29 protein-coding genes are annotated in these 25,567 nt (G+C 68.1%); 14 read left to right on the top strand and 15 right to left on the bottom strand.

Features of this window, described 5'->3' with window-relative positions; all coding sequences use genetic code 11:
* Positions 1-37 precede the first annotated feature (37 nt).
* The 3 genes from ACZ5IQ_RS13105 to ACZ5IQ_RS13095 are packed head-to-tail and all read right to left on the bottom strand — an operon-like array spanning position 38 to position 3,705.
* The gene (locus tag ACZ5IQ_RS13105) at positions 38-487 is read right to left on the bottom strand and encodes an SRPBCC family protein (RefSeq protein WP_406775692.1); all 450 of its coding nucleotides are present in this window, start codon (positions 485-487) and stop codon (positions 38-40) included.
* A 27-nt stretch (positions 488-514) separates the two neighbouring features.
* Positions 515-1,714: a class I SAM-dependent RNA methyltransferase gene (locus tag ACZ5IQ_RS13100; protein ID WP_406775691.1), complete on the bottom strand. Its 1,200-nt coding sequence runs from the start codon at positions 1,712-1,714 to the stop codon at positions 515-517.
* Positions 1,711-3,705 (bottom strand): APC family permease, encoded by a 1,995-nt coding sequence (locus ACZ5IQ_RS13095; RefSeq protein ID WP_464481339.1) that lies wholly within the window; start codon positions 3,703-3,705, stop codon positions 1,711-1,713. The genes ACZ5IQ_RS13100 and ACZ5IQ_RS13095 overlap by 4 nt, the downstream gene beginning before the upstream one ends.
* A gap of 104 nt (positions 3,706-3,809) precedes the next feature.
* Here ACZ5IQ_RS13095 and ACZ5IQ_RS13090 point away from each other — a divergent pair, with 104 nt between their 5' ends.
* Together ACZ5IQ_RS13090 and ACZ5IQ_RS13085 are read left to right on the top strand one after the other, a co-directional pair.
* A complete protein-coding gene (locus ACZ5IQ_RS13090) occupies positions 3,810-4,484 on the top strand; it encodes a potassium channel family protein (protein ID WP_081633431.1) in 675 nt (224 codons plus the stop codon).
* 8 nt (positions 4,485-4,492) lie between these two features.
* The gene (locus tag ACZ5IQ_RS13085) at positions 4,493-5,152 is read left to right on the top strand and encodes a potassium channel family protein (RefSeq protein WP_464481338.1); all 660 of its coding nucleotides are present in this window, start codon (positions 4,493-4,495) and stop codon (positions 5,150-5,152) included.
* Here ACZ5IQ_RS13085 and ACZ5IQ_RS13080 read toward each other — a convergent pair.
* Both ACZ5IQ_RS13080 and ACZ5IQ_RS13075 read right to left on the bottom strand, forming a co-directional pair.
* The gene (locus ACZ5IQ_RS13080) at positions 5,149-5,742 is read right to left on the bottom strand and encodes a DUF3159 domain-containing protein (protein ID WP_464481467.1); all 594 of its coding nucleotides are present in this window, start codon (positions 5,740-5,742) and stop codon (positions 5,149-5,151) included. The genes ACZ5IQ_RS13085 and ACZ5IQ_RS13080 overlap by 4 nt on opposite strands.
* A 107-nt stretch (positions 5,743-5,849) precedes the next feature.
* Entirely contained in the window at positions 5,850-6,221 is a 372-nt protein-coding gene (locus tag ACZ5IQ_RS13075) for an OB-fold nucleic acid binding domain-containing protein (protein ID WP_020101829.1), read from the bottom strand.
* A gap of 185 nt (positions 6,222-6,406) precedes the next feature.
* Here ACZ5IQ_RS13075 and ACZ5IQ_RS13070 point away from each other — a divergent pair, with 185 nt between their 5' ends.
* The gene (locus ACZ5IQ_RS13070; protein WP_318984404.1) at positions 6,407-7,117 is read left to right on the top strand and encodes an alpha/beta hydrolase; all 711 of its coding nucleotides are present in this window, start codon (positions 6,407-6,409) and stop codon (positions 7,115-7,117) included.
* On the opposite strand, the gene ACZ5IQ_RS13065 is transcribed toward ACZ5IQ_RS13070, so the two are convergent.
* Positions 7,104-7,850, bottom strand: a complete 747-nt coding sequence (locus ACZ5IQ_RS13065; RefSeq protein WP_318984403.1) for a DUF3710 domain-containing protein — start codon at positions 7,848-7,850, stop codon at positions 7,104-7,106. The two genes, ACZ5IQ_RS13070 and ACZ5IQ_RS13065, sit on opposite strands and share 14 nt — an antisense overlap.
* Complete coding sequence (gene dut / locus ACZ5IQ_RS13060; RefSeq protein WP_061006033.1) at positions 7,850-8,314, bottom strand: dUTP diphosphatase; 465 nt, start codon at positions 8,312-8,314, stop codon at positions 7,850-7,852. Before dut ends, ACZ5IQ_RS13065 begins: the two co-directional genes overlap by 1 nt.
* Before the next feature lie 25 nt (positions 8,315-8,339).
* Between dut and ACZ5IQ_RS13055 the strand changes: the two genes are divergently transcribed.
* Positions 8,340-8,831, top strand: coding sequence for a DUF3093 domain-containing protein (locus tag ACZ5IQ_RS13055; RefSeq protein WP_061006053.1), 492 nt, complete (start codon positions 8,340-8,342; stop codon positions 8,829-8,831).
* A gap of 79 nt (positions 8,832-8,910) precedes the next feature.
* Here the strand turns inward: ACZ5IQ_RS13055 and ACZ5IQ_RS13050 are convergent, their stop codons facing one another.
* Entirely contained in the window at positions 8,911-9,213 is a 303-nt protein-coding gene (locus ACZ5IQ_RS13050; protein WP_029105318.1) for a DUF4193 domain-containing protein, read from the bottom strand.
* 162 nt (positions 9,214-9,375) lie between these two features.
* On the opposite strand from ACZ5IQ_RS13050, the gene cei reads away from it, so the two are divergent.
* Positions 9,376-10,026, top strand: coding sequence for an envelope integrity protein Cei (gene cei / locus ACZ5IQ_RS13045; RefSeq protein WP_464481337.1), 651 nt, complete (start codon positions 9,376-9,378; stop codon positions 10,024-10,026).
* On the opposite strand, the gene ACZ5IQ_RS13040 is transcribed toward cei, so the two are convergent.
* Positions 10,027-10,878: an inositol monophosphatase family protein gene (locus ACZ5IQ_RS13040; protein ID WP_464481336.1), complete on the bottom strand. Its 852-nt coding sequence runs from the start codon at positions 10,876-10,878 to the stop codon at positions 10,027-10,029. It lies immediately after the preceding gene.
* Between the two features lie 71 nt (positions 10,879-10,949).
* Here ACZ5IQ_RS13040 and ppgK point away from each other — a divergent pair, with 71 nt between their 5' ends.
* The 3 genes from ppgK to ACZ5IQ_RS13025 all read left to right on the top strand — a co-directional run bounded on the left by ppgK (position 10,950) and on the right by ACZ5IQ_RS13025 (position 14,006).
* The gene (gene ppgK, locus ACZ5IQ_RS13035; protein WP_064984481.1) at positions 10,950-11,738 is read left to right on the top strand and encodes a polyphosphate--glucose phosphotransferase; all 789 of its coding nucleotides are present in this window, start codon (positions 10,950-10,952) and stop codon (positions 11,736-11,738) included.
* A gap of 201 nt (positions 11,739-11,939) precedes the next feature.
* Positions 11,940-13,364 carry an RNA polymerase sigma factor gene (locus ACZ5IQ_RS13030; protein WP_244872947.1) on the top strand — a complete coding sequence of 475 codons (1,425 nt, stop codon included), beginning with the start codon at positions 11,940-11,942 and terminating at the stop codon, positions 13,362-13,364.
* A 138-nt stretch (positions 13,365-13,502) separates the two neighbouring features.
* Complete coding sequence (locus ACZ5IQ_RS13025) at positions 13,503-14,006, top strand: mycothiol transferase (RefSeq protein WP_244872574.1); 504 nt, start codon at positions 13,503-13,505, stop codon at positions 14,004-14,006.
* Between the two features lie 55 nt (positions 14,007-14,061).
* Here ACZ5IQ_RS13025 and ACZ5IQ_RS13020 read toward each other — a convergent pair whose 3' ends face one another.
* From ACZ5IQ_RS13020 to ACZ5IQ_RS13010, 3 genes are all read right to left on the bottom strand, one after another.
* Positions 14,062-15,516 carry a histidine phosphatase family protein gene (locus ACZ5IQ_RS13020; RefSeq protein WP_406775688.1) on the bottom strand — a complete coding sequence of 485 codons (1,455 nt, stop codon included), beginning with the start codon at positions 15,514-15,516 and terminating at the stop codon, positions 14,062-14,064.
* 277 nt (positions 15,517-15,793) lie between these two features.
* Positions 15,794-17,380, bottom strand: a complete 1,587-nt coding sequence (locus tag ACZ5IQ_RS13015; RefSeq protein WP_406775687.1) for a histidine phosphatase family protein — start codon at positions 17,378-17,380, stop codon at positions 15,794-15,796.
* Positions 17,381-17,493: 113 nt separating this feature from the next.
* Positions 17,494-17,877: a DUF952 domain-containing protein gene (locus ACZ5IQ_RS13010; protein ID WP_318984396.1), complete on the bottom strand. Its 384-nt coding sequence runs from the start codon at positions 17,875-17,877 to the stop codon at positions 17,494-17,496.
* A 154-nt stretch (positions 17,878-18,031) separates the two neighbouring features.
* Here ACZ5IQ_RS13010 and ACZ5IQ_RS13005 point away from each other — a divergent pair, with 154 nt between their 5' ends.
* Both ACZ5IQ_RS13005 and ACZ5IQ_RS13000 read left to right on the top strand, forming a co-directional pair.
* Positions 18,032-18,223 carry a DUF7455 domain-containing protein gene (locus ACZ5IQ_RS13005; RefSeq protein ID WP_212811709.1) on the top strand — a complete coding sequence of 64 codons (192 nt, stop codon included), beginning with the start codon at positions 18,032-18,034 and terminating at the stop codon, positions 18,221-18,223.
* 59 nt (positions 18,224-18,282) lie between these two features.
* On the top strand, positions 18,283-19,260 hold the full coding sequence (locus ACZ5IQ_RS13000; protein ID WP_406775686.1) for a YihY/virulence factor BrkB family protein: 978 nt from the start codon (positions 18,283-18,285) through the stop codon (positions 19,258-19,260).
* Positions 19,261-19,270: 10 nt separating this feature from the next.
* Here the strand turns inward: ACZ5IQ_RS13000 and ACZ5IQ_RS12995 are convergent, their stop codons facing one another.
* A complete protein-coding gene (locus ACZ5IQ_RS12995; protein ID WP_029105322.1) occupies positions 19,271-19,507 on the bottom strand; it encodes a DUF3039 domain-containing protein in 237 nt (78 codons plus the stop codon).
* A gap of 50 nt (positions 19,508-19,557) precedes the next feature.
* On the opposite strand from ACZ5IQ_RS12995, the gene ACZ5IQ_RS12990 reads away from it, so the two are divergent.
* The 3 genes from ACZ5IQ_RS12990 (at position 19,558) to ACZ5IQ_RS12980 (ending at position 21,955) form a co-directional block, all read left to right on the top strand.
* Complete coding sequence (locus ACZ5IQ_RS12990) at positions 19,558-19,953, top strand: DUF3099 domain-containing protein (RefSeq protein ID WP_212811711.1); 396 nt, start codon at positions 19,558-19,560, stop codon at positions 19,951-19,953.
* 166 nt (positions 19,954-20,119) lie between these two features.
* Positions 20,120-21,079, top strand: coding sequence for a sigma-70 family RNA polymerase sigma factor (locus tag ACZ5IQ_RS12985; RefSeq protein WP_212811712.1), 960 nt, complete (start codon positions 20,120-20,122; stop codon positions 21,077-21,079).
* A gap of 186 nt (positions 21,080-21,265) precedes the next feature.
* Entirely contained in the window at positions 21,266-21,955 is a 690-nt protein-coding gene (locus ACZ5IQ_RS12980) for a metal-dependent transcriptional regulator (RefSeq protein ID WP_212811713.1), read from the top strand.
* A 16-nt stretch (positions 21,956-21,971) separates the two neighbouring features.
* Here the strand turns inward: ACZ5IQ_RS12980 and ACZ5IQ_RS12975 are convergent, their stop codons facing one another.
* Positions 21,972-23,036: a DUF4192 domain-containing protein gene (locus tag ACZ5IQ_RS12975; protein WP_212811714.1), complete on the bottom strand. Its 1,065-nt coding sequence runs from the start codon at positions 23,034-23,036 to the stop codon at positions 21,972-21,974.
* A gap of 170 nt (positions 23,037-23,206) precedes the next feature.
* On the opposite strand from ACZ5IQ_RS12975, the gene sthA reads away from it, so the two are divergent.
* The gene (gene sthA, locus ACZ5IQ_RS12970) at positions 23,207-24,622 is read left to right on the top strand and encodes a Si-specific NAD(P)(+) transhydrogenase (RefSeq protein ID WP_212811715.1); all 1,416 of its coding nucleotides are present in this window, start codon (positions 23,207-23,209) and stop codon (positions 24,620-24,622) included.
* Here the strand turns inward: sthA and ACZ5IQ_RS12965 are convergent.
* Positions 24,619-25,470, bottom strand: a complete 852-nt coding sequence (locus ACZ5IQ_RS12965) for a trypsin-like serine peptidase (protein ID WP_212811716.1) — start codon at positions 25,468-25,470, stop codon at positions 24,619-24,621. The genes sthA and ACZ5IQ_RS12965 overlap by 4 nt on opposite strands.
* Positions 25,471-25,567 lie beyond the last annotated feature (97 nt).

The raw sequence follows: 25,567 nt of genomic DNA, 5'->3' as shown, positions 1-25,567 counted from the left end.
GCCGGGCCGAGCACCGACAGCGGTCCGCGTCGCTGCGCTACGTGACCTCCGATTCGAGGATGGTCTTCAACCGCTTGAGGTCATTGGTGGTGGCGCGCTTCATCGCCGGAGCCATCAGCGGCGCGACGAGGCGCGAGAAACCGCTCGGCGCACCGCGATTGCGCAGCCGCATCCGCGTGGTCTGCGCGTCGACATCGGTCCACTCGTAGACGGTTTCCATCGGGAATGGGCCTTCGGCGGTGCGCATGACGAGACGGCGGTCGGGAACCAACTCCACGACCTCGTAGGTGTACGTCAGCGTCCGGCGCAGAAACGAGGCGGTGAAGGTGAATTGCGACCCCACCGCCAACGGTCGGGCGGTGACCCAACTCGCAGACCGGATGTTGACGTACCACTGTGGGGCGTTGTCGGGTTCGGCGGCGTAGGCGGCCACGACACCGCGGGGCCGCGCAATGACGCATTCCACAGACACATCCACGGTGGCCATCAGGCAGCCCTTCTACTTCCGAAACCGCTAGCGCGTCAGCAGCGCCACACACTCGACGTGGTGCGTCAGCGGGAACGAGTCGAAAACCCGCAGGTTCGCCACCTCGTAACCGTGTCCACGGTAGAGACCGATGTCGCGCGCGAAAGAGGCTGCCTCACAACCGATGTGGATCACGCGGGGCACCCCTGCAGCGGCCAGCTGATCGATGACCTCGTGCCCGGCGCCGGTCCGGGGCGGGTCCAGCACCGCGACGTCGGCCGCCACCCGCTGGGTGCCCAGCGCCCGGCGCACCGAATCGGTCAGCACCTCGACGCTGCCCAGGTCGCCCAGCGCGGCCCGGGCCGCGCGCGCCGATCCGCGCGACGTGTCGACTGTCAGCACGTGACCCGACTCCCCCACCGCGCCGGCCAGTGCCGCCGCGAAAACGCCTGCGCCGCCGTACAAATCCCATGCCGTCTGGCCCTCGGACAGCTCCGCCCACTCGGTGACCAGGGCACTGTAGGTGGTGGCGGCGTCACGATGGGACTGCCAGAACGCCGTCACGGGCACGCGCCATTCCCGATCGCCGACGCGCTGCACGGCCTCGTACTCGCCCGAGACCACCTCGGTCAGGCCGCGTTTGGCGTTCTTGCCCGCGCCCTTCTTGGCGTGCGGAACGGACCGCACGACGTGCCGGTGTCCGGCGTCGTCGAGCACGACATGCAGGTGCGCGCCGGGCGGTTGCAACGGCAGATCGTCCAACATCCCGGCCGGCACCTGGGCACACGACAGGTCGGTCACCAGTTCGTCGCTGTGATACCGGTGGAACCCGGCGCGGCCGTCCGCGCCGACCTCCAGGCGCACCCGGGTACGCCACCCGGTCGGGCCGACGGTGCCGACCTCTTCGGCGACGAGGTCGCCCGCCTCATAGCCGCCGAGGCGCGCCAGCTGATTGGCCACCACCTCGCCCTTGAGCCGCCGAGCCGCGGCGGGATCGACGAAAGCCAGGTCGCAGCAACCGGATCCCTGTGCACCGGCGATCGCGCACAGTGATGCCACCCGGTCGGGCGAAGGCTCGAGCACCTCGACAGCGTCGGCGTGCCAGTACGACCCGCGCTCGGATGTCACCTCGGCGCGCACCACCTCGCCCGGCAGGGCATGGCGGACGAAGATCACGCGGCCGTCGTGGCGCGCGACGCAGCTGCCACCGTTGGCCGGCGGGCCCACGGTCAGTGTTACTTCACTCACTCGATGATGCCCCGTCGGGTGTCACCGGGCGCCGAGCCCGGCGTCATGGTCACCTTCACGCGCTCGGACGAATTCAGCTGCCACGGAACGGATGTCACCATCACATTCGGGATGAACAGCAGCCTGCCCTTGAGGCGCAGCGCGCTCTGGTTGTGCAGGATGTGCTCCCACCAGTGGCCCACCACATACTCCGGGATGAACACCGTCACGACGGTGCGCTTCGACTCGGCCGTGATGCGCTTGACGTAATCGAGGATGGGCCTGGTGATCTCGCGGTACGGCGAGGCGATGACCTTGAGCGGTACCGACACGTCGCTGTCTTCCCACTTGTGCACCAGCTCGCGGGTCTCGGCGTCGTCGACGCTGACGGTGATGGCCTCCAGGACATCCGGGCGGGTCGCCTTCGCGTAGGCCAGGGCCCGCAGCGTCGGCAGGTGCAGATTGGACACCAGCACGACGGCGTGGTTTCGGCTGGGCAGCACCACGTCCTCGTCCGGCCCCGATTGGGAGCGCAGCTCCTGGGCGACGGTGTCGTAGTGCTTGTGGATCGCCTTCATGAGGACGAACAGCAGGCTCATCGCCAGGATCGCGATCCACGCGCCGGCCAGGAACTTCGTCACGATGACCACCAGCAGCACGGCGCCCGTGCAGATGAATCCGATGGTGTTGACGACCCGCGCGCGCTGCATGCGGCAACGCTCGGACGCTTCGGTCTCGGTGCGCAGCAACCGGTTCCAGTGCCGCACCATGCCGATCTGGCTCAGTGTGAACGACACGAACACGCCGACGATGTACAGCTGGATCAGCGCCGTGACCTCGGCGTTGAACGCCACCACGAAGGCGATGGCGGCGAACGCGAGGAACAGGATGCCGTTGGAGAACGCGAGCCGGTCACCGCGGGTGTGCAGCTGCCGCGGCAGGTAGCGGTCCTGCGCCAGGATCGAGCCCAGCACCGGGAAACCGTTGAACGCGGTGTTGGCGGCCAGCACCAGGATCAGCGCCGTGACACCGGCGATCAGATAGAGCCCCACCGGGAAGCCCTGGAACACCGCCTCGGCCAGCTGGGTGACGACCGTCTTCTGGTGGTAGTCGGCGGGCGCGCCCTCCAGCTGGTCGACGCTGTCGGCCATCTTCAGGCCGATCTGCTTCGCCAGCACGATGATGCCCATGAACAACGACACCGCGATGGCGCCGAGCAGCAGCAGCGTCGTTGCGGCGTTGCGCGACTTGGGCTTCTGGAACGCCGGCACGCCGTTGCTGATGGCTTCCACACCCGTGAGGGCGGCACAGCCCGACGAGAACGCCCGGGCCACGAGAAAGACCATCGCGAAGCCCAGCACGTCGCCGTGCTCGGACTTGATGGTGAAACCGGCGGACTCGGCCCGCAGCGGGTGGCCCAGCACGAAGATCTGGATGAAGCCCCAGGCCAACATGATGTACATGCCGATCATGAAGGCGTAGGTGGGAACCGCGAAGGCAGTACCCGATTCCCGGATGCCGCGCAGGTTCAGCGACGCCAGGATCAGGATCGCCAGGACCGACAGCAACACCTTGTTCTGGGCGATGAACGGTACGGCCGATCCGATGTTGGACATCGCGGACGCCGTCGACACCGCGACCGTCAGCACATAGTCGACCAGCAGCGCGCTCGCCACCGTCAACCCCGCGGTGTGCCCGAGGTTGGTCGTGACCACTTCATAGTCGCCGCCACCGGACGGATAGGCATGCACGTTCTGCCGGTAACTGGCGATCACGATGAGCATGACTGCGGCCACCGCGAGACCGACCCAAGGCGCCATCGAATAGGCGGACAGACCGGCGACCGACAGCACCAGGAAGATTTCCTCCGGCGCGTAGGCCACCGACGACAGCGCATCCGACGCGAACACCGGAAGAGCGATACGTTTGGGCAGCAACGTGTGGGCGAGCTTGTCGCTTCGGAAGGGTCGGCCGAGGACCAACCGGCGCGTCGCGGTCGAAAGCTTGGACACGAGAGCCAAGGGTAAGCCCCAAGGGCCCGGGTTGTAGCGTTCGGACTGAGCTGAGGCATGAAATTCGCTTCAGGGCCGGCTTCCGGCCCAGAAAGGATCGGCTGGTGCGAGTAGTCGTGATGGGCTGCGGCCGCGTTGGCGCATCGCTGGCGGACGGATTGGCCCGCATCGGCCATGAGGTCGCCGTGATCGACCGGGACAAGACGGCGTTCCACCGGCTGTCCCCCGAATTCCCCGGAGAACGCGTGCTGGGCATGGGTTTTGACCGGGATGTGCTGGAGCGGGCCGGTATCGAAGAGGCCGGTGCCTTCGCCGCGGTGTCCTCCGGTGACAACTCGAACATCATCTCGGCGCGCGTCGCGCGCGAGACGTTCGGTGTGCAGCGCGTCGTGGCGCGTATCTATGACGCCAAGCGCGCGGCGGTGTACGAGCGGCTGGGCATCCCGACCATCGCGACGGTGCCGTGGACCACCGACCGGTTGCTGAATCTGCTGACCCGCGAGACCGAGACCACCAAGTGGCGCGATCCGTCGGGCAACGTCGGCGTCACCGAACTGTCCCTGCACGAGGACTGGGTCGGCTACCGCGTCACCGCGCTGGAAGGCGCGACCGGCGGCCGCGTCGCGTTCCTCATCCGGTTCGGCAGCGGCGTGCTGCCCGACGCCAAGACCGTCATCCAGGCCGGCGATCAGGTGTACATGGCCGCGGTGTCGGGCCGTGTCGCCGAAGCCATCGCCATCGCATCACTGCCGCCCGGCGACGACGTCGAAAGCCACTAGGAGCGCACATGAAGGTCGCAATCGCGGGCGCCGGCGCCGTCGGCCGCTCCATCGCGCGGGAACTGGTCGATCACCACGAGGTGACGCTGCTGGAACGCAATCCGGACCACATCGACGTCGACGCCGTCCCCGCGGCGCAGTGGCGCCTCGGCGACGCCTGCGAGATCTCGCTGCTCGAGTCCGTCAAGCTGCATGAGTTCGACGTTGTCATCGCCGCCACCGGCGACGATAAGGCCAACGTGGTGGTGAGCCTGCTCGCCAAGACCGAGTTCGCGGTCCCGCGCGTCGTGGCCCGCGTCAACGACCCGCGCAACGAGTGGCTGTTCGACGACAGCTGGGGCGTCGACGTCGCCGTGTCGACGCCGCGCATGCTGGCGTCGCTGGTCGAAGAAGCCGTGTCGGTGGGCGACCTGGTCCGGCTGATGAGCTTCCGCAAGGGCCAGGCCAACCTGGTCGAGATCACTCTGCCCGACGACACCCCGTGGGGCGGCAAGGCCGTCAAGCGCCTCCAACTGCCCCGGGATGCCACGTTGGTGACCATCCTGCGCGGCCCGCGCGTCATCGTGCCCGAATCGGACGAGCCGCTCGAGGGCGGCGACGAGCTGCTGTTCGTCGCGGTCGCCGAGGTCGAGCAGGATCTGCGCAACCAGGTGCTGAATCCGGGCTAATCCTCGGTGACGTGGTGTTCGGCGTCGCGGATGGCCTTCTGGGCCGTCCGGATGGCCAGGTAGGACGCCAGCGCGGCGACCGCGGTGAGCGGCCAGCCCATGGCGATCCGGGCCACCCCGAGCAGACCCGTCTGGTCCAGCCCGTACAGGTGGTTCTGGACCAGGAAGCGTGCCCCGAACACCAGCGCCCACACCGCGGTCGCGATGTCGAACGCCAGCACCGCCCGCCGGACGTCGCGCCAGCTGCGGTCGTGTCCGGTGACCCAGCTCCAGCCGTAGCCGACCAGGGGACGCCGGATGACGATCGAGATCGCGAACACCGCGGCATAGATCAGCGATGACCAGATGCCAAGCAGGAAATAGCCTTTCGAGGCGCCGATCACGTAGGCGATCAGCGCGCTGATCCCGACGCCGATGAAGCCCGACACCGCCGGCTGCACCGATTCGCGCCGCGCCAGCCGCCAGATGAGAACCAGGGCGGCGACGCCGAGCGCTGCGTAGATCGCGGCGGTCAGCCCGAAAAAGCTCGAGACGGGGACGAAAACGAGGACCGGCAGGGACGAATAGATGAGGCCGCTCAGGCCGCCCATCTGCTCCAGCAGGACGTGCGCCGTCAGTTTGGCGTCGCCGTCATCCTGCTGGGCCTCGATGTCGGCTTCGGCCTGCGCGTCGTTCGCGGTCCCCTTGTCGGGGAAGGTCACTTCTGAATCTCGTAATGCGGGTTGTAGATCGCTTTGGCCCCGCTGTCCAAGTTGCCGAGTCGTCCGTGCACCCGCAGGGTGCGCCCGGATTCGATGCCTGGGATACGCCGCTGACCCAACCAGACCAGCGTGACCGTGTCGGTGCCGTCGAACAGCTCGGCTCGCACGCCGCCCGAACAGCCCTTGCCGTTGGTCTCGACACACCGCAGCGTGCCGACCATCGTCACTTCCTGTCCGCGCGTGCAGTCCACCGCTCGCATGGCGCCGGTGTTCAGGGCCTCGTCGTTCAGCTCCTGGACATCGCTCTGTTCGAGGTCCTCGGTAAGCCGCCGGGTGAGTCGGCGTAAATAGCCTTCCGCCGTAGCCATGGTCTCTCCTGAGACTTGCTGCGAATCCACCGTGGACCCGCTATCTAACCAACGTCACGCTAGACCTCTTGGTTCCGATTCGCCATTTCGGCACGGGATATATCTTCGTTATCCCGCTCACTGGACGGCACGCCCGCCCGGACCCCCTTGCGTGCGCCGTCCCGGCCGCCGGGCACCATCGAGGGATGACGGCCAACTTGCAGGGGATGACCGCGGTACTGCTGCCCGGGACGGGATCGGACGACGACTACATCCGCCGGGCCTTCGGCGGCGCCCTGCTCGAAGCGGGTGCCGTGGTGATCGCCCCGCGGCCGCTGCCGGGCGACCTGATCGCCGGTTATGTCGAGGCGCTCGACGCCGCCGCGCAGCACGGCCCCATCATCGTCGGCGGCGTGTCCCTGGGCGCTGCCGTCGCCACGAACTGGGCGCTCAAGCATCCCGAACAGTGCATTGCTGTCCTGGCCGCCCTGCCCGCCTGGACCGGCGAGTCCGACGGCGCGCCGGCCGCCCAGGCCGCCCGCTACTCGGCGCAGCAGCTCCGCGAGATCGGGCTCGATGCGGCGGTCGCCGGCATGCGCGCGGGCAGCCCGGCCTGGCTCGCGGACGAACTGACACGGTCGTGGACGGCACAGTGGCCGGGCCTGCCGGATGCGATGGAAGAAGCGGCCGGTTATGGCGGGCCGACGCGCGAACAGCTCGCCGAGCTGCAGGTGCCGATGGGTGTCGCCGGGGCGGTCGACGACGCCGTGCACCCCGTCGCGGTCGCCGCGGAGTGGGCCGTGGCGGCTCCCCGGGCCGCGCTGCGGACCGTCACCCTCGATGCGATGGGCGAAGAGCCGACAGTGCTCGGTGACGCCTGTGTGGCCGCGTTGCGGGAGGCCGTCAGCCTCCTGTGATGGTGCCCATCTGCTGGGTGCGCAGCTGCTGCATGGCCGAGCCCTGCTCGCTACGACGGGCGTCGGGCTCCCCTTCGGGCTGCTGCTGCCCGAACTGCTGCTGCAGCTGTTCGAGCGCCTGCTGAGCCTGCTCCATCTGCTGTTGCGCCATCTGCTGGGCCGCGGCGCGCAGCTGCTCCAGCAGCGGCTCGGACAGTTGCACCGGCAGCGGGCTGCGAACCGGCAGCGGGGTGTCACCACGACGAACCACGGTGTCCGCCAACGAGGTTCGCGCCTCGTCGGCGATGGCGTCGATGGTCTCCTCGGTGCCGACGACGACACAGCGCACCATCCACCGGTAGCCGTCGGTTCCGATGAAACGCATCACGACCTGCGGCTGGCCGGGCTGCGGCACCGGCAGGCCCACGACCTCCCGGCCCCACGGCCCGTCTTCGATGCGCGCCTGCGCGTTGTCGTTGCGCAGCGATTCGGCCAGTTCCGCGGCGATCTCACGCCACAGCCCGCCGGTCTTGGGTGCGGCGTACGCGGCCACGGAGAACCGCCCGTTGGGCGTCATGATCCAGACGGCGTTCGGCACGCCCTGCTCGTTGACCTCGACGTTGAGCTGCGAACCGTCGGGCACCGGGACGAGCACGCCACCCAGGTCCAGGCGGGCCGCCTCGGCGTCGGCCGGGTCGTCGAAGTCCTCGATGTCGAAGGGGCCGTCTTCTTCGGGGTTGAACTCGAATGCCATCACAAACTCGCATGTCCGCCGGAGGAACCGTGGCCGCCCGCGCCACGTGAGGTGTCAGCCAGCCCCGCCTCGTCGAACGACGTGACCTCGACCAGCTCGGGCAACTCGACCCGCTGCACGAGCAGCTGCGCGATCCGGTCACCGCGTTTCACGATGATGGGCTCGCTGGGGTCGAGGTTGATGAGCGCCACCTTGATCTCACCGCGGTACCCGGCGTCGACGGTCCCGGGCGCGTTGACGATCGAAAGGCCAACGCGGATGGCCAATCCCGATCGCGGATGCACCAGGCCGACCATGCCGTGCGGAATCGCGACGGCGATCCCCGTCGGCACCAATTCGCGCTGACCGGGGGCCAGTTCGAGGTCGATCGCGCTGAACAGATCGACGCCGGCATCGCCGTCGTGAGCACGGGCCGGCATCGGCAGATCCCGGTCCAACCGAACTACCGCCAGAGAGGTGGACACGACCGCACAGACTACCCTTGGCCGCGTGTCAGACACGCGAGCAGCCACCCAAACCGTCCGCTATCGGGAGCGGTTGACGGTGCCTTTGTGGTGGTGGTTACCGGGTTTCGGGCTGGCGGCCCTGATCGCGCTGGAAGTGGTGCAAGGCGTGTCGGGCGTACCGACCTGGGCGCCGTTCGCCGTCCTGCTGCCGGTCGCGGCGGCGACGCTGGTGTGGATGGGGCGCATCGAGCTGCGCGTGGTGAGCACCGGAACCGGGCCGGACGCCGAGACCGAGCTGTGGGTGGGGCCGGCGCACATCCCGACCGGCGTCATCTCGCGGTCGGCCGAGGTGCCGCGCTCGGCGAAGTCGGCGGCACTGGGACGCCAGCTGGACCCGGCCGCGTACGTCGTGCACCGGGCCTGGGTCGGGCCGTTGATCCTCGTGGTTCTCGACGACCCGGACGACCCCACGCCGTACTGGCTGGTGAGCACCCGTCATCCCGATCGGATCCTGGCAGCGCTGCAGGGTCGCTGACGCGGCCCCATAAGACGCCGAATGGCCGGTCCCCGCACGGTATGCGTGCGAGACCGGCCACTGACGTGAAGATGAATCCCTAGGCGGCGCAGTCGGTGCAGATCATCACGCCGTTCTTCTCACTGGCGAGACGGCTGCGGTGTTGCACCAGGAAACAGCTCGAGCAGGTGAACTCATCGGCCTGCTTGGGCACCACACGGACCGAGAGTTCCTCGCCCGACAGGTCAGCGCCCGGCAACTCGAAGTTCTCGGCCGAGTCGGTCTCGTCGACGTCGACGACGGCGGACTGTGCCTCGTTGCGCCGTGCTTTCAGCTCCTCCAGAGAGTCCTCGGAAACCTCGTCAGTCTCAGAACGCCGCGGGGCGTCGTAATCGGTAGCCATGGTCATCCCCTCCGTTACCTTGCAGCAGAGCTTTGTACCAGCGTCGAACGCTTCCGCCAAATGATTCGTGCCCGAAAAGCGCGCCGACTATATGTGATTTGCATCACATGAGCAAGAGGTGGTTCGTAATCACGCAGGGTGCGGTGCATCTACAGTGCTCATGTGGTCGCACAAATCACCGAGGGCACGGCCTTCGACAAGCACGGTCGGCCGTTCCGCCGCCGCAACTACGTGCCCGCCGCGGTCCTGTTCGCGGTGCTGGCCGTGGCGACGCTGATCGCCTGGCTCGTCGTCGCGAACCAGCCCGCCGAAATCCACCAGGCGATCACCTGCAATCCCCCGCCCGCACCGACCGACCCGAACCAGCCGAAGCTCGGCGATGAGGTGTCGCAGTCCTCGATGGTCAACGTGGTGCCGGCCAAGCTCGCCGACACCAAGATCAAGGTGCTCAACGCCAGCGGCCAGGGCGGCCAGGCCAGCGAGGTCGCCGGCGAGCTGCGCGACCTCGGATTCGGCCAGCCCGCGGCCAGCAATGACCCGGTGTACGCCAGCACCCGCATGGAATGCCAGGGCCAGATCCGGTTCGGCCCGGCCGGCAAGTCCGCGGCCGCCGCGCTGTGGCTCGTCGCGCCGTGCACCCAGCTGTTCCAGGACCAGCGCCCCGACGACTCCGTCGATCTCGCGATCGGCACCGAGTTCAACGAGCTCGCCCACAGCGACGACATCGAGGCCATGCTGGCCAGCCTGAAGCCCGACGCCACGCAGCCCGCCGACATCTCGCTGCTGCCGAAGATCCACAGCGGGACCTGCTAGCTAGCGGTAGCCGACCCGCGCCAGCTGCCGGGCCAGCGCCGCGGCGACACCAGGCGCCGCGGCGATGACCAGGTCGTCGTCGTCCGCACCCGGCGCGGGCAGCCGCACCACCGCGCCCGCCTCCTCGGCGACCAGCGCCGCGACCGCCCAATCCCACACGTGCACACCGGATTCGAAATACGCGTCGAGCCGGCCCGCGGCGACCATGCACAGGTCCAGGGCGCACGACCCGACCCGGCGGATGTCGCGCACCTCGGCCAGCAGCTCGGCCACGGCGCCGGCCTGCTGCCGCCGCCGCTCCCGCGCGTAGGCGAACCCGGTGGCCACCAGCGCCATCGGGAGTTCGTCGATGACGTTGCAGCGCAAGGCCGCCCGCGCCCCGTCCCGGGTCACCACGGCCCCGTGGCCACGCGCGGCGGAGAACACCTCGCCGGTCGCCGCGTTGGCCACCGCGCCTGCCACGGACACGCCGTCGATCTGCACCCCGACCGACACCGCGTAGGCGCCCAGCCCGTACATGAAGTTCACCGTGCCGTCGATGGGGTCGAGCACCCACACCGGCACGCCGGCGGGCGCCCGCGCCGCACCGCCTTCCTCCTCGCCCAGGATCGCGTCATCCGGGCGCAGCACCGCCAGCCGCGCGCGCAGCAGCCGCTCGGTCTCGGTGTCGACCACGGTCACCGGGTCGGTCGGACTGCTCTTGGTGCGCACCGCGCCGTCGTCCTGCTGGGCACCGGCGAAAACCTCGGCGCGCCGCCGGCGGACGAAGGCGGCGGCCTCGGTGGCCAACTGCTCGGCGAGTGCGCGCAGTGCAGCAGGTGCGGTGCCACTTCCGGGTTCGCGTGCTGTCATGACACCTATCGCAGCACACGCGGTTAGGGTGTGGGTCGCGCCCTCTTGCCCACCCCCTCCAAGGAGTGCAGATGACCGAGACGCCCACCGCCGCGACCGACGCCTCACAGCATCGAGCGCTGGGGATCGATGTCGGCGGCAGCGGCGTCAAAGGCGGCATCGTCGACCTCGACACCGGCCAGCTGATCGGCGAGCGCTTCCGTCTCCCCACCCCGCAGCCGGCGACGCCCGAAGCCGTGTCGGAGACCGTGGCCGCCGTCGTGCGTGAGTTCGGCTGGACCGGACCACTGGGCGTCACGTATCCGGGCGTGGTGACCGAGGGCATCGTGCGGACCGCGGCCAACGTCGACAGCAGCTGGATCGGCACCAACGTGCGGGACATGTTCGCGTCGCGGCTGGACGGCCAGGACGTGACGGTGCTCAACGACGCGGACGCGGCCGGACTGGCCGAGGAGAAGTTCGGCGCGGGCCGCGAGGTGAGCGGACTGGTCGTGCTGCTGACGTTCGGCACGGGCATCGGCTCGGCGGTGATCTACGACGGGGTTCTGTTGCCCAACACCGAGTTCGGGCACATCGAGGTCGGCGGTAAGGAGGCCGAGCACCGGGCCGCGTCGTCGGTCAAGGAGCGCAAGGACTGGTCGTACGAGCGCTGGACCGAGGAGGTCACCAAGGTGCTGGTGGCGGTCGAGAACGCCATCTGGCCGGACCTGTTCATCGTCGGCGGCGGCATCAGCAAGAAGGCCGACAAGTGGGTGCCGCTGCTGAAGAACCGCACCCCGGTGGTCGCCGCGACGCTGCAGAATTCGGCCGGCATCGTCGGCGCCGCGATGGCCGCCGACGGCGCCCTGCATCGCCATTGACGGGCCGTTGACGGCCGCCAACGCTCCGAGACCGGCGCTGATACGGCTTCTGGCCACTATGTCGTTACAATGGTCAACGGCGGCCGCCTGAACGGATAGCGGTGATCATCCGATCGAAGATCGACGCCAATATTCGACAGCCGACGCTTTTCGGTGGCGCATGCCCACGCCACCGTTGTACGAAAGACCGAAAGGGTGGCCGTGGTAGCGACCAAAGCCAGCGAGACAGCCGACGAGCCGGTGAAGCGCACCACCAAAGCCCCCGCGAAGAAGGCCGCCGCCAAGGCTGCGCCGGCCAAGCGCGCCGCCAAGGCACCCGCGAAGAAGGCCGCCGCGAAGGCGCCCGCCAAGCGCGCGGCGAAGGCCACCACCAAGCCCGAGGACGGTGGCGTCGCTGACGACGTGACCGACGTCGACGACCTCGCCGTCGAACCCGACGAGATCGACGTCGACGACGCCGACCTGGAACTCGACGACGACCTCGAGGCCGACGACGACGTCAGTGACGATGACGACGAGGATGACGCCGAAGAAGGCGAGTCCGAAGCCGAAGCCAACACCGAAGGCACCAAGGCCGCGCCGAAGGCCGCCGACGGCGACGACACCGACGAGCCGTCCGAGAAGGACAAGGCCTCCGGCGACTTCGTCTGGGACGAGGAAGAGTCCGAGGCGCTGCGGCAGGCCCGCAAGGATGCCGAGCTCACCGCGTCCGCCGACTCGGTGCGTGCCTACCTCAAGCAGATCGGCAAGGTCGCGCTGCTGAACGCCGAGGAGGAGGTCGAGCTCGCCAAGCGCATCGAAGCCGGCCTCTACGCCACGCAGCTGATGTCCGAGCTGATGGAGAAGGGCGAGAAGCTGCCCGCCGCGCAGCGTCGCGACATGCAGTGGATCTGCCGCGACGGCGACCGCGCCAAGAACCACCTGCTGGAAGCCAACCTGCGTCTGGTGGTGTCGCTGGCCAAGCGCTACACCGGCCGCGGCATGGCGTTCCTCGACCTCATCCAGGAAGGCAACCTGGGCCTGATCCGCGCGGTCGAGAAGTTCGACTACACCAAGGGCTACAAGTTCTCGACGTACGCCACCTGGTGGATCCGTCAGGCCATCACCCGCGCCATGGCCGACCAGGCCCGCACCATCCGTATCCCGGTGCACATGGTCGAGGTCATCAACAAGCTCGGCCGTATCCAGCGTGAGCTGCTGCAGGACCTGGGCCGCGAACCCACGCCCGAAGAGCTCGCCAAGGAAATGGACATCACGCCGGAGAAGGTGCTGGAAATCCAGCAGTACGCGCGTGAGCCCATCTCGCTGGACCAGACCATCGGTGACGAAGGCGACAGCCAGCTCGGTGACTTCATCGAGGACAGCGAGGCCGTCGTGGCCGTGGACGCCGTGTCGTTCACGCTGCTGCAGGACCAGCTGCAGTCGGTGCTGGAGACCCTGTCCGAGCGCGAGGCCGGCGTCGTCCGCCTCCGGTTCGGGCTGACCGACGGCCAGCCGCGCACGCTGGACGAAATCGGCCAGGTCTACGGCGTCACCCGTGAGCGCATCCGCCAGATCGAGTCCAAGACCATGAGCAAGCTGCGGCACCCGTCGCGCTCGCAGGTCCTGCGCGACTACCTGGACTAGTCCCCCGCTTCAACGACGACTGCCCCGAAACTCCGGTTTCGGGGCAGTCGTCGTCTGCGCGGGTTCCAGCGGCCGCGTGCGCGACACCCCCGAAAAACCGGAAGCGGGAAAAGTCCTGCGTGTGAAAGGCTTTCGTGCATGCCGATCTCGCAGCACCCGCTGGGCCAGGCCATGCTGGACGTCTCGTCCGAATGCTTCGCCGCGATGGCCGACATCCTCACCGTGCTCGGTGACGACCTCGCCAACCGCCGGCCCGACCTGCCCGGTGCAAACAGCTGCTACGCCATCGTCAACCACTGCATCGGTGTGGTCGACTACTGGGCCGGCTCTTTCATTGCCGGACAACGCATCCCGCGCGACCGCGACAGCGAGTTCACCGCCACCGGGCCGGTCGACGAGCTGCTGGCACGGCTGACGGCCCTGCAGCAGCGCTTCCCCGGCTGGGTCGAGGTGGCGGTCACCGAGGGCATCCGGGACCGCGAGCTGGCCGACGGGGTGCGCGGCGGCACCACGCGCGCCTCGGTGCTGGCCACGGCGAGCCCGGAGTGGACGCTGCTGCACATCCTGCACGACATCGCGCAGCACGTCGGGCACATGGAGATCACCAGAGACCTGCTGCTGGCCGCCCGCTCGAACAGCTGACACGAATCGGCCCCCTCCTCCGCGGAGCAGGGGGCCGATCGCGCGACGGTGACCGTCAGTCGGTGCTTCCAGCGCCTGCGCCGGCAGTGGCCTTCGCAGACTCTGCCTTGGCCTTCGCCTCGGCCTTCTTGGCCTCGGCGGCAGCCTTCTTGGCGTCAGCCTTGGCCTTGGCCTCCGCCTTCTTGGCGTCAGCCTTGGCCTTGGCCTCCGCCTTCTTGGCCTCGGCGGCAGCCTTCTTCTCCTCGGCCTTGGCCTTGGCGGCCTCGGCCTTGGTGGGCCCGTCGACCTTGGCCTGGTCGGCCTGGTTGTCGTCGGCCTTGGCGTTCGCGTCGACCTTCACGGCGTCGCCCTTGACCTCCGCAGGCTTGACCTCGGCAGCCTTGGCATCGGAAGCCGGAGCGTCCGCCATCTTGGCCGGCGAGTCGCCCGCCTGCGCCGCGGCCGGGGCCTTGGCCGCAACCGGAGCCGGAGCCGGAGCCGAGAACGCGGCCGGCGACACCGCTGCACCCGAGTGCGCAGCCGGAGCCTCGGTGCCGGCCGCAGGCGCCGGCGGGTGCAGCTTCTTCTGCAGGTTGTCGATGGCCGTGGTGACCCCGCCGATGACCTGGGCATTGATGGCCCGGACGAACTTGGCCGTCGAGAACAGCGCGTCGGCCGCACCATGGTTGATCGCGGTCAGGATCTTGCCGACGTTGCCGGTCTGGAACGCCGCGGCGACGTCCTGCACCACCGAGTTGAGCTGACGCGACAGCGTGCGGACCTGCGTCAGCACGTTCTCGATCGGGCCCTTCTGCATGCCGGCGATCTTGACGCCGTTCCACTCGACCAGGTTCCAGCCGTCCTCGGGGTTGCCCTCGACGACGACAACGCCCGTGTTACCCAGCGGATGCTGGGTGAACAGCATGATCTTCTGTTCGGCGCTCAGGTTCTTGGCGTTCATCATCGTCCAGATCATGATGGTGCCGCCGTGCGAGAACACCGCCGCATTGCGGTCGCCGTTGTCGTAGATCGTCTGCAACGCGCCGTTGACCCGGTCCTCGAACTGGTGACCGTTCAGACCGGTGGTCGGATCGGCCGCGGACGGGATGAACGCGTCCAGGTTCGGGGTGATCGGGTTGAAGGCGATGTTCGGCGGCGGCGTCACGGTGATGCCCGCCCACGCCAGCGGTGCCGTCAGGTAGCCGAACAGCGCTGCCCGTTCGGGCGTGCCCTCGTACATGCCGGCTTCGATCTCCTGGATGCCCGGCAACACCGTGATCGGCAGACCCAGATACTGCGACATGGGCACGGCCGTCTGCTGCGTCCGGACCATCGTCGAGGCGTAGATCGCGTCGTAGTTGTTGTCACCGAGTTTGGCCGCGATGTCCTTGGCCTGCTGCTGGCCGAGGTCGGTCAGCGTCGGCCCGGGTGTCGAGGTGTCACCGACCCCCGACAGGTTGCCGTACGACTGACCGTGCCGGATGAACGTGATCGTCATGTTCTCGGCTGCCCATGCCGGCAGCGCCGACATGACCAGAAGGGCGCCCGCGGTCAGAGCGACACCGAGTCCCTTGAGCCCACGCGCGCGACGACGATGTCCCGCGCCTGAATTTGTGTGGTTAATGATGTCCTCACTGTCTCGGGGGGATATTTACCCGCGCGACAGTGCCAGCCCGGTAATGGTGATACAGGCCACAATCCCGGCCAGTGGACAGGTTTCGTCACAATTGACGAAACCTCGACGACGCAAATCGGCCCCCTTCCCGAGGGAGAAGGGGGCCGATCTGTGGTTACCCGACAGCGAGCTGTCAGTCGGTGCTTCCAGCGCTTGCGCCGGCAGTGGCCTTCGCAGACTCTGCCTTGGCCTTCGCCTCGGCCTTCTTGGCCTCGGCGGCAGCCTTCTTGGCGTCAGCCTTGGCCTTGGCCTCCGCCTTCTTGGCCTCGGCGGCAGCCTTCTTCTCCTCGGCCTTGGCCTTGGCAGCGGCCTTCTTGGCCTCGGCCGCAGCCTTCTTGGCGTCAGCCTTGGCCTTGGCCTCGTCGGCCTTGGTCTGGCCCTCCGCCTTGGCGGCATCGGCGTCGGCCTTGGCGTCGTCAGCCTTGGCCTGCCCCTCCGCCTTGGCGGCGTCGGCGTCGGCCTTGGCCGCCTCGGCCTTGACCTGACCGTCAACCTTGTTGTCCGACGCCGGAGCGTCCGCCACCTTGGCCGGCGAGTCGCCCGCCTGCGCCGCGGCCGGAGCCTTGGCCGCAACCGGAGCCGGAGCCGAGAACGCGGCCGGCGAGACCGCAGCACCCGAGGTCGGGGCGGTGGTCTGCGTGCCCGCAGCCGGAGCCGGCGGGGCCAGCTTCTTCTGCAGGTTGTCGATGGCCGTGGTGACCCCGCCGATGACCTGGGCGTTGATGGCCCGGACGAACTTGGCCGTCGAGAACAGCGCGTCCGCGGCACCGTGGTTGATCGCGGTCAGGATCTTGCCGACGTTGCCGGTCTGGAACGCCGCGGCGACGTCCTGCACCACCGAGTTGAGCTGACGCGACAGCGTGCGGACCTGCGTCAGCACGTTCTCGATCGGGCCCTTCTGCATGCCGGCGATCTTGACGCCGTTCCACTCGACCAGGTTCCAGCCGTCCTCGGGGTTGCCCTCGACGACGACAACGCCCGTGTTACCCAGCGGATGCTGGGTGAACAGCATGATCTTCTGTTCGGCGCTCAGGTTCTTGGCGTTCATCATCGTCCAGATCATGATGGTGCCGCCGTGCGAGAACACCGCTGCGTTGCGGTCGCCGTTGTCGTAGATCGTCTGCAACGCGCCGTTGACCCGGTCCTCGAACTGGTGACCGTTCAGACCGGTGGTCGGATCGGCCGCGGACGGGATGAACGCGTCCAGGTTCGGGGTGGTCGGGTTGAAGGCGATGTTCGGCGGCGGCGTCACGGTGATGCCCGCCCACGCCAGCGGTGCCGTCAGGTAGCCGAAGATGCCCGCGCGCTCCGGGGTGCCTTCGTACTTGCCGGCTTCGATCTCCCGCAGACCCGGCAACACCTGGATCGGCAGACCGAGGTACTGCGACAACGGCGTCGCCGTCTGCTGCGTCCGAACCATCGTGGACGCGTAGATGGCATCGAAGTTCCGGTCGCCCAGCTTGGCCGCGATGTCCTTGGCCTGCTGCTGACCGTCCGGCGTCAGTACCGGGCCCGGCACCTGGGTGTCGATGTTGCCCGACGTATTGCCGTACGACTGACCGTGCCGGATGAACGTGATCGTCATGTTCTCGGCCGCCCATGCCGGCAGCGCCGACATGACTAGAAGGGCGCTCGCCGTCAGTGCGACACCGAGTCCCTTCAGTCCTCTTGCGCGACGGCGCTTACCCGTCGCGTCTTCAGAATTCGTGTGGTTGATCATGTCCTCACCGTGTCGGGGATATTTACGCGCGCGATCGTGTCAATCCCCGGACGGTGACTCGGGCCACAATCCCGATGAGTGGACAGATTTCTCACAGTGTCGTTCATTTTCCGTTAACCAACGGCGCCGGCCCCGAAATTTGCCGGCAGAACAGGGAAAACGCCCTCGGCATCAGGCCGGTAGGGCACGGTGCGCGTCACCGCGCCGGCGGGCAGGGCACCGTACAGATGCGGGAAGAGCATCGAGGCCGGATCCGTAGGCACCCCGGGCTCCCAGCGAACCGGCGACCCGAGCAGGTCCGGGTCACAGACCAAGAGCAGCAGGTCGGACTGCCCGCGGTAGAGCCGATTGGCCGGCAGGTGGACCTGTTCCGGAGCCGACAGGTGCACGAACCCCACCTCGTCGAGTGAGGGTGGTCTGAGCTCGCCATCGAACTGGGCACGCGCCCAATCCGTTTCACTACACAGATGGACCAGGACTGTGGGCGCGGCGATCATGCGGTCAGCCTGCCGCGCCCGCAACTCCAGCGATAGGTGAGACACGACACACCCGTGAACACCTGGGGAACAACGCTGGAATCCAAATCGTCTGAGAGAGTAGAGATGTGTAACCGGCAAAGCGCCCAGGCGGCGACGAGCAGAAGGAGGCGCCATGAACGCAACTCTGACGGGCCCGGCACTGACACGGGCCGACCGCTGTGACCGGTGCGGCGCTGCCGCCCGCGTTCGCGCTACCCTGCCGTCCGGCATGGAGCTCCTGTTCTGCCAGCACCACGCCAACGAGCACGAATCCAAGCTGGTCGAGCTGGCCGCTGTGCTGGTGGTCAGCGCCGAGACCGAGTGACCCGCCGGTCACCTCAAATACGGTCCTGATGGGATCTCTTCGGTAATGCTGGTCTGGTCATGAACGACCAGACGAAGCCGATCAAGCCGACACGTCACCACGTGTTACGGGTCATCCGACGCGCACTGTCGAAAAGCTGGGACGACTCGATCTTTTCCGAGTCGGCTCAGGCTGCGTTCTGGTCGGCACTGTCCCTACCGCCCTTGCTGCTGGGCATGCTGGGCAGCTTGGCGTACGTGGCGCCGTTGTTCGGCCCCGAGACGCTGCCGATGATCCAGGAACAACTGATCGGGACGGCGAAGAACTTCTTCTCGCCGAACGTGATCAACGAGATCATCCAACCCACGGTGCGCGACATCGCCGTGGGCGCCCGCGGCGAGGTGGTGTCCCTCGGGTTCGTCATCTCGCTGTGGGCGGGCTCGTCCGCGATCTCGGCATTCGTCGACGCGGTCGTCGAGGCCCATGATCAGACGCCGTTGCGCCACCCGGTGCGGCAGCGTTTCTACGCGCTCGGGCTGTATCTCGTGATGCTGCTGTTCGTGATCGCGACGGCCCCGGTGGCCGCCATCGGACCGATGAAGATCGCCCAGCACATTCCCCAGACGTGGTCCAACGCGATGAAGTACGGGTACTGGCCCGCGCTACTGCTGGGCATCGTGCTGGCCGTGACCGTGCTGTATCGCGTTGCGCTGCCCCAACCGCTGCCGACCCATCGGCTGCTGTTCGGCGCGGTGCTGGCGACCGTGGTCTTCGTGGTGGCGACGGTGGGCCTGCGGTTCTATCTGACCTGGATCACCGCGACCGGCTACACCTACGGCGCGCTCGCGACGCCGATCGCGTTCCTCCTGTTCGCCTTCGCGCTGGGATTCGCCATCATGATCGGCGCCGAACTCAACGCGGCGATCCAGGAGGAATGGCCGGCGCCGGACACCCACGCCCGGCGCCTGCGCGAATGGCTCGAAGAAAAAGCCGAGACCCTCACGGGCGATCAGCCCACCGATCAACCAGCCGAGCGGGTGGCCGAGCCGCCGGCCTGACCGGTTGCGGCTATTTCTTCATCTGTTCGTAGATGCGCTTGCAATCCGGGCACACGGGCGACCCGGGCTTGGGTGACTTGGTCACCGGGAACACCTCGCCGCACAGCGCGACGACATGGGTGCCCATGACGGCACTCTCGGCGATCTTGTCCTTCTTGACGTAGTGGAAGTGCTTAGGTCGGTCGTCGTCCGTACCGTCGTCGACCTGTTCATCGGAATCGGTGCGTTCGAGGGTGTCGGTCTGCATGGATTCATTGTGGCACCTCAGGCGAACCGGTCGCGGCGGCACTGAGCCAGATGTGGGACAGTGGAGCTATGAAACACGGCCCTGAGCTGAGTTTCGACGACGACGGTCGGCCGGTCCTCATCACTCGCGCAGCACCCGCCTATGAGGAGCAGCACCGCGCGCGCGTCCGTCGCTACCTCACCATCATGTCGTTCCGCGTGCCGGCGCTGTTGCTGGCCGCACTGGCCTACAGCATCTGGCACAACGGCCTGATCTCGCTGGGCATCCTGATCGCATCCATTCCCCTGCCGTGGATCGCGGTGCTGATCGCCAACGACCGCCCACCGCGCACCGCGCAGGAACCGCGCCGCTACGACGCGGCCCGCCGGGCGCCGATGTTCCCCACTGCCGAGCGGCCCGCGATCGAGGACCGGCACCCCGTCATCGACGGGGATATCGAGTCTTGACCTCTACCTGAGTTTCCTTCTTTCTCCTTTCTAAGGACATTCTCAGGTCGACCTCGAAAAACCGCTGGTCAGAGGCCATGAGCCAAGAGGGCCTCGGGAACTTCTCCTGCCGCTGGGGCGTTGAAGCAAGTGACAGTTCGAGCTGAGCACGAGCAGGAGGCCGCAAATGGCAAACGCCACCACAAGCCGTATCGATTCCGATCTTGACGCCCAGAGTCCCGCCGCGGACCTGGTGCGCGTGTACCTGAACGGCATCGGTAAGACCGCTCTGCTCAACGCCGAGGACGAGGTGGAACTGGCCAAGCGCATCGAGGCCGGCCTGTACGCAGCCCACCTGCTGGAGACCAAGAAGCGACTCGGCGACAACCGCAAGCGTGACCTGGCCGCCATCGTCCGCGACGGCGAAGCCGCACGCCGGCACCTGCTCGAAGCCAACCTCCGCCTCGTGGTGTCGCTGGCCAAGCGTTACACCGGCCGCGGCATGCCGCTGCTGGACCTGATCCAGGAAGGCAACCTCGGCCTCATCCGGGCGATGGAGAAGTTCGACTACGCCAAGGGCTTCAAGTTCTCGACGTACGCCACCTGGTGGATTCGTCAGGCGATCACCCGCGGCATGGCCGACCAGAGCCGGACCATCCGGCTCCCCGTCCACCTGGTGGAGCAGGTCAACAAGCTGGCTCGGATCAAGCGCGAGATGCACCAGAGCCTGGGACGTGAGGCCACCGACGAAGAGCTCGCCGAAGAGTCGGGCATCCCGGTCGAGAAGATCAACGACCTGCTCGAGCACAGCCGCGACCCGGTGAGCCTGGACATGCCGGTCGGCACCGACGAGGAGGCTCCGCTCGGGGACTTCATCGAGGACTCCGAGGCGCTCTCTGCCGAGAACGCCGTCATCTCGGAGCTGCTGCACACCGACATCCGGCACGTGCTCGCCACCTTGGACGAGCGCGAGCAGCAGGTGATCCGGCTGCGGTTCGGCCTCGACGACGGCCAGCCCCGCACCCTGGACCAGATCGGCAAGCTGTTCGGCCTGTCCCGCGAGCGGGTCCGCCAGATCGAGCGCGAGGTCATGTCGAAGCTCCGCAACGGCGAGCGCGCCGAGCGCCTGCGGGCCTACGCGAGCTGATCGCCGCCACCCAACAACTGCACACCCTGGTGCCCGCCGGAATATCCGGCGGGCACCGTTTTTTCCGGCCGGTCTGCCCGCCGTTGTCCGCCGCAGCAATCACAGCGTCGATCGGCCGTGGTGGATGCCTGTTGACCCGGCCAAACCGGTAAGCTGGGCACCGGCGGAGGCCTGGAGGAATTTGGCATGAACGATCTGATCGATACGACCGAGATGTACCTGCGGACGATCTACGACCTCGAAGAAGAGGGCGTGGTGCCGCTGCGTGCGCGCATTGCCGAACGACTCGAGCAGAGCGGCCCCACCGTCAGCCAGACGGTGTCGCGGATGGAGCGCGACGGGCTGCTGCACGTCGCCGGTGATCGCCACCTCGAACTGACCGACAAGGGCCGCTCGCTGGCCGTGTCGGTGATGCGCAAGCACCGGCTTGCCGAGCGTCTGCTGGTCGATGTGATCGGCCTGCCGTGGGAGGAAGTCCACGCCGAGGCGTGCCGCTGGGAACACGTGATGAGCGAGGACGTCGAACGCCGGCTGGTCCAGGTGCTCGACAATCCGACCACCTCCCCGTTCGGTAACCCGATCCCCGGCCTCGCCGAACTCGGCGTCATCTCGACCGGTGACTCCGACGTCAGCCTCGTCCGGCTCACCGAGCTGCCCACCGGATTCCCGGTCGCGGTCCGCGTGCGTCAGCTGACCGAACACGTCCAGGGCGACACCGAGCTGATCGCCCGGCTCAAGGACGCCGGCGTCGTGCCGAACGCGCGCGTCACCGTGCAGGCCACCGAGCAGGGCAGCGTGCTGATCGTCATCCCCGGCCACGAACAGGTCGAGCTGCCGCATCACATGGCGCACGCGGTTCGCGTCGAGAAGGTCTGACCCGGGCCCACGAGGCTCACGCCGACCTGCCGAAGATGCGCCGCGGCGGCATCTGCACGCCGAGGCGCTCGGCCAGCTTGTAGCCCGTCAGCGCCAACTCGCGGATGCGGTCCGGCCGCATACCGTTTTGCAGGGCAGCGTCGAGCATGCCCGCCATCCGGTGCCCACTGTCGACGTCCAGTGCGGCCTGCAACGCCACCCCGGCGAGCGGTCCGTCGCCCCGGGCGTACGCGCTGAACGCCAGCAACACCAATACCTCCACCCGCCACGGCGCGGGCAGGGTGCGGGTCAGCGCGGCCCACACCGACTCGGCCGCGGCCGCGCGCTCCCCGACCGCCAACGCGTACAGCGTGTCCCGCACCCGCGAATCCGTCACCGCGCACGCCAGGCGCACCGCGTCGTCGTCGGGTAGTGGCGAGCCGTCCGGGGACCCGGTGGCACACGCCACCGCATGCTCGATATCGGCGCGCACCTCGGCATCGGGACGCCCGCGGTAATCCACTGTGGCAGCGCGCTTTTCGATCGCCGGCCGCAACGCCTCGGCACGCCGCGCGTCGGTGACGGCGACGACGTCGACGAGGTCCGCGCGCCGGGCGTAGAGGCGCCGGCCGTCGAGCACCGCGGCCATGGTGACGGGTGACGATTCGGGATCCTCGACGACGCCGGCGTTCCCGCAGCCGTCGGCGCACTGCCAGCGGCCGCCGGCCGCCACCCGGTCGACGACGTGCACCGCGAGCAGTTCGATGCCGCGCTCGGCCAGCGCCTCCTCGAGTTCGTCGGTCACGTCGCGGTACATGTCCGCGCACATCACGCAGTCGACGCCGTGTTCGTCGACGATCACCCCGACGGCGGCGTCCGCATCTGCCGCGGCGGCCATGCCGGAGAGATGGCCGAGGGCCTCGGGCAGGGCCTCGAAGAATCCTGCCGAGAGGTCCACGCGCAGGACCGCGCCCATCTCACCGCCGATGATGGTGACGAGGACCAGCGACTTCTCGGGCGCGAACCCCAGGACCGCGGGCACTGCCGCGATCAGGGCGCCGGGCCGGTTCAGTTGGAAATCGAATGAGCTGAAAGTTGTCATGCCCTGAACGTGGCAGCACGGTCCGTCAGGAATCGTCGGCCGACACCGCCGGCGACCCCGGCTGTGGATGAACTCGGATCTGTGGATAACGGGCCGCACCCGTGGTGTTTCCGCAAAGTTCGCCGATGATCCGGCTGCATGATCACGCGTGCCGTGCCAACCTGGCTGTCATGGGTTCCACGCAGGAGTTCGACCTCGTCGTCATCGGATCCGGTCCCGGCGGGCAGAAGGCTGCGATCGCCGCCGCCAAGCTGGGAAAATCCGTCGCAGTCATCGAGCGTGGGCGCATGCTCGGCGGGGTCTGCGTGAACACCGGGACCATCCCGTCCAAGACATTGCGTGAGGCGGTCGTCTACCTCACCGGGATGAGTCAGCGCGAACTGTACGGCTCCAGCTACCGGGTCAAGGAACGGATCACCCCCGCCGATCTGTTGCGCCGCACCACGCACGTCATCGGCAGGGAACAGGACGTGGTCCGCAACCAGCTGCTGCGCAACGGGGTCGAGCTGTTCGAAGGCCACGGCCGGTTCCTCGACCCGCACACCCTGGTCATCGAGGACCCCACCCGCGACGAGAACGTCAACATCAGGGCGCGGTATGTCGTCATCGCCACCGGTACCAAGCCGGTCCGTCCGGCCGGGGTGAAGTTCGACGAGGAACGCGTCCTGGACTCCGACGGGATCCTGGACCTCAAGAGCCTGCCGCAGTCGATGGTGGTGGTCGGCGCGGGAGTCATCGGTATCGAGTACGCGTCGATGTTCGCGGCGCTCGGCACCAAGGTGACCGTGATCGAGAAGCGCCCGACAATGCTGGACTTCTGCGATTCCGAGATCATCGAGTCCCTCAAATTCCACCTGCGCGACCTCGCGGTGACCTTCCGGTTCGGCGAAGAGGTGACCGCGGTGGACGTGGGTCCCGGCGGAACCTTGACCACGCTCGCCAGCGGAAAGCAGATCCCCGCCGAGACGGTGATGTACTCGGCCGGCCGGCAGGGGCAGACCGAGCACCTCGACGTCGGCCAGGCGGGCCTCGAGGTCGACAGTCGCGGAAGGATTTTCGTCGACGACAACTACCAGACCAAGGTCGACCACATCTACGCCGTCGGTGACGTCATCGGCTTCCCGGCGCTGGCCGCGACCTCGATGGACCAGGGCCGGCTGGCGGCGTACCACGCGTTCGGCGAGCCCTGTAAGGGCATGACCGACCTGCAGCCGATCGGCATCTACTCCATTCCCGAGGTGTCGTACGTCGGCGCCACCGAAGTCGATCTCACCGACAGCTCGATTCCCTACGAGGTCGGGGTGTCGCGCTACCGCGAACTGGCGCGCGGGCAGATCGCCGGTGACTCGTACGGCATGCTCAAGCTGCTGGTGTCCACCGAGGACCTGACGCTGCTCGGCGTGCACATCTTCGGCTCCAACGCGACCGAACTGGTCCACATCGGCCAGGCCGTGATGGGGTGCGGCGGGACGGTGGAATACCTGGTCGACGCCGTCTTCAACTACCCGACCTTCTCGGAGGCCTACAAGGTCGCCGCGCTCGACGTGATGAACAAGCTGCGGGCGCTGAACCAGTTCAGACGCTAGGCGCTGCAGCCGTCGTCAGGGGCGCCGGTGGCGCGGTCCGCGGGACCGCCCTCCTGGGCTCGCTGATACAGCAGCTGGATCTGCACATCGAAGGGTGACGAGTACGACACGTCGTTGCCGCTGCAGCCACCGCCCTGCAGGCCGCCGACCACTCCCCTGACCTCGGTCGCCGACACCCACGGCGAGCCGCTGGTGCCGTCGACCAGGCCCGGGCAGCGCAGCGCCGGGAACCCGCGGTCGGGGCGTGATGTCGGCGCACTACAGCTGACCTGGTCCCCGCCGTCACCGAGCGGGTATCCCGTCACCGTGATCGGAACGTCGGGGCCCGGTGCGGCGCCGAGCACGAAGCCGCCGCCGGCGTGACGTTCCAGCGTCTCGGTCGTGGCCGCGCCGCCGTGGCTGACGCGGGCGATCGCGTAGTCGGCGGCCGGGTCCTGGCTGCGAACCCAGCGCGGGTCCAGGTACACCGCATCGATGTGCCAGAAGTCGCCGGGCACACCGCCGCGGTAACCGGGCGCGAACGTCGCGTCGAACGCCGCGTCCAGGCAGTGTGCGGCCGTGATGATCAGATTCCCGGCCAGCGAGTCGAGGACCGCGCCACTGCAGGTGTGCACGGAATCGCTGCCCAGGAACACCGCTCCGACGCGCGGATCGGGCCGGGGTCCCGGGACCACGGCCGCGCCGGCGGCGACCGTACCGGGGTCGCCGGCACGGGGATCGGCCTTGATCGCAGGCGGGCTGCACGCGGTGGCCAGCAGCGCGGCGAATGCGCTCACGGCCAGTCGGGTGCGAAGCATCTGTCCGATCTTGCCCGATACCGACGGCACGAGCAGCACCTGGTGCACCATGCGTACTGCGGGCCGACACCGGGAACAACACAAGAATGCGCGACACTTGTAGGAGACACATCCGGCGAGATGTGAACGCACGACGGCAAGGAGTGTG

The organism is Mycobacterium toneyamaense, from assembly GCF_055384815.1.
This window is presented reverse-complemented; position numbering and strand designations above follow the sequence as displayed.